This is a genomic window from Endozoicomonas ascidiicola (assembly GCF_001646945.1).
GTDB lineage: Bacteria > Pseudomonadota > Gammaproteobacteria > Pseudomonadales > Endozoicomonadaceae > Endozoicomonas > Endozoicomonas ascidiicola.
This window is the reverse complement of sequence record NZ_LUTV01000015.1, coordinates 46790-49361: the sequence shown is the minus strand read 5'-3', so window position 1 is coordinate 49361 and position 2572 is coordinate 46790. Positions and strand designations below refer to the sequence as shown.

The window sequence follows — 2572 nt, the reverse complement described above, 5'->3', positions numbered from 1 at the left end:
CTAGAACAGTGGGAATGCCCAGTTTTCGTTTGCGTCCATCCGGTTTAGGGATTTCAACCCGCAAAACAGGCTTGGGAGAATAGACGCCTTCTAGCAGTTGCTGTCGTATCTTTGGCCAGTGTTGTTTAAGGAATACTGGAAGATCGTTAACGGTCATACCGTCCACGCCCGGAGCCCCTTTATTGCGTTGAACCTGTTTTAGCGCGCGAATTAGATTATTCCTGTCTAATACCCGCGTCATCAAAGATGAACAAGTGCTGGATTTTGGTTCAATCGAATCTCCCGATTCCGGTTCATCCTCTGACATTTCCAGAGACAACAGCAGTTGTTTAACAGATGCCATCCGAAATCACTTCTCCGATGAGTACTTTCCAAGATTTGTTCAGACCTTCAGTGACGAGATGCCACCTACTATGTCTTCTGCTGACTTCTGCATTGCGATCACAGCAGATTGCTCTACTGTCAGTTGTTCCATCAACACAATGCAGACCTCCCGAGGTAAGACACTTAACTTTCATCACGTAGACGCCCAATTTATAAAACGTACTCCAATTGCAGATGGAAGGCTTAATGGTCACGTGCCCACTGGCCTCGAATACGTCACACCTCATATCGGGTTCCTGTTCGTCGCCCCGTGATTTCGCGTTGGACTTCCTTCAGACCCTGCCTCGCGACAACGCCCTTGCCCTTTCGCTAACCTTCGGCTCTGCGAATACCTGGTAAGAGGACTTTCACCTCTCTAGTTAAGTGCCATGCTCGGCACACACGCCAATTTCAGGGGCGCCGWAGGCGTCCCCTGGAAATTTTTGTTATGCGACGCTAATGTTAATTTTGATGCTCTAGAATACTTGAAGCCTTAGCCTCTAACCACGAATGAATAGGTTCAACATATTGAGACCAAGTGTCTGAGGTAGATAGTATGTCGATAATTTTGGATAAACCTGTGCTTTTATCCCAACCTAATCTGTCGATTATATCATCAATATATTTATGGCTATCATCAGTAACTATAATTTCATTTGCCACATCAATGATTTCATTGAACTCTTCATTATCAGAATGTTCCAAGTCACAAATAAGTGAATGTATATATTTCTCAGGCTTTTCATTTTCTGGCAATATAAATTGTTTAATTCTATCCAACGCCGTAGCTTTTGAAGTTAGGGCATGCTGATCATGCCCTGTAATTACTTTATTCATACGCACTTGCTGTTCTTCATCGCTTCTGAAAACATCACCATCAAGTACAAATAAACTACTCTCACAATTTTCTCCACTTAATAACAAGCCACCAACAGTAGTAAAGCAATTTATGGCTGCACCATATCTTTGTATTGATACATATTTTGCCATTCGTAGCTTGCCAGCAATCTTTTTAACAATAGCAGATGCCAGGTCATCTTCTACAAAGATTTCAAGTGGTCTCGGCTGAACTCCAGTTAATCGATTTATCGCATCGGGTTTAGTTTCGCTAAAGCATAATGATCTATTGTTTTTCGAAATTATATGACGAATGTTAATAATAGCTTCGAGTTCGAGAATACTTTCTCTGTGTGTGGTAAATACAATTTGAATATTTTCTAATGTAGCACGTTCATGTATTACTTTTACAAGCTTTTTCAGTGCCTCATCATGAAGTAATAGATCGAGTTCATCTATTAAAATAAGAGAATATTTATTTGCACGATATACTTTTTCAAGAATTGAGAAAACTTTTTGCTCTCCTGCACTCATGCTTAGCGCTGAATACCTTAGACCGTCTACTTCCACACCAATGAACTGCTTATTTGAAGCAGTATGAATATTATAAGCAGTATATCTTCTGTTAAGTACAAGCGAAGCTTTCTCAAGAATAGTTGTAATAATGCTTTCATTTACTTCCTCTGTAGAATAATTTATTTTAGCTTGCTTTTTCTCCGCTTCGATCATTGGTACACATTGATCAATACCGATGTAATAAACATCTCTTTTTGGCCTATTTGAGTATCTTGGCTTCCAGCGATCGGCTCTCTTTGAGTATTCTCGCACTATACAAGAGTGAACATTTGCTCCTTCTCGATAACTATGAGTAATTTTCATCTCACTACCGTCCCAAAGTGCATCAGTACTGGGTAAGAAAAAATTACTAAACTTGTGATTTTCACCATCATTATTGGGTTCAAAAGCACAAGCTAAGGCATGGAGTATTGTTGATTTTCCGTTGCCATTAGGCCCAAGAATCGCGGTAACCGGAGAGTCATCGAAGCTGATTTCAAGATTCTTTAAGTTCTTTAAATTCGCAACCTCTAGTGTATGGAGTTTTTGCTGAGAAAATGCCATTTAATACTTCATCCGAAAATTGTTCATTATACTGCAATTGGCTCCAGGCGCATAACGCCAAAATGTGCGGCGCCGTAGGCGTCCGGTGCGCAGCACGAACACGATTTTATTGTTAGCTGCGGAAGCCCGTAAAATGGTTAAACCTTGACTGAAACCTGAAGCAAGTACGACTGGCGACAAAGTAAAAACCAGAAGATTTACCACCAGAGATTTTGCACGCCGCTGCAAACCATGCGGACCCAAAATACCGCAA

Annotated in this window: 2 protein-coding genes and 1 pseudogene; all 3 read right to left on the bottom strand. The window is 40.9% G+C overall.

Features of this window, described 5'->3' with window-relative positions; all coding sequences use genetic code 11:
- Window positions 1-343, bottom strand: a pseudogene (locus tag AKL11_RS23990) (hypothetical protein); the annotation flags it as partial.
- Between the two features lie 482 nt (window positions 344-825).
- The gene (locus tag AKL11_RS23985; RefSeq protein ID WP_067522856.1) at window positions 826-2319 is read right to left on the bottom strand and encodes an AAA family ATPase; all 1494 of its coding nucleotides are present in this window, start codon (window positions 2317-2319) and stop codon (window positions 826-828) included.
- The coding region (locus tag AKL11_RS26120; RefSeq protein WP_216636845.1) for a hypothetical protein at window positions 2320-2572 on the bottom strand (253 nt) is incomplete at its 5' end.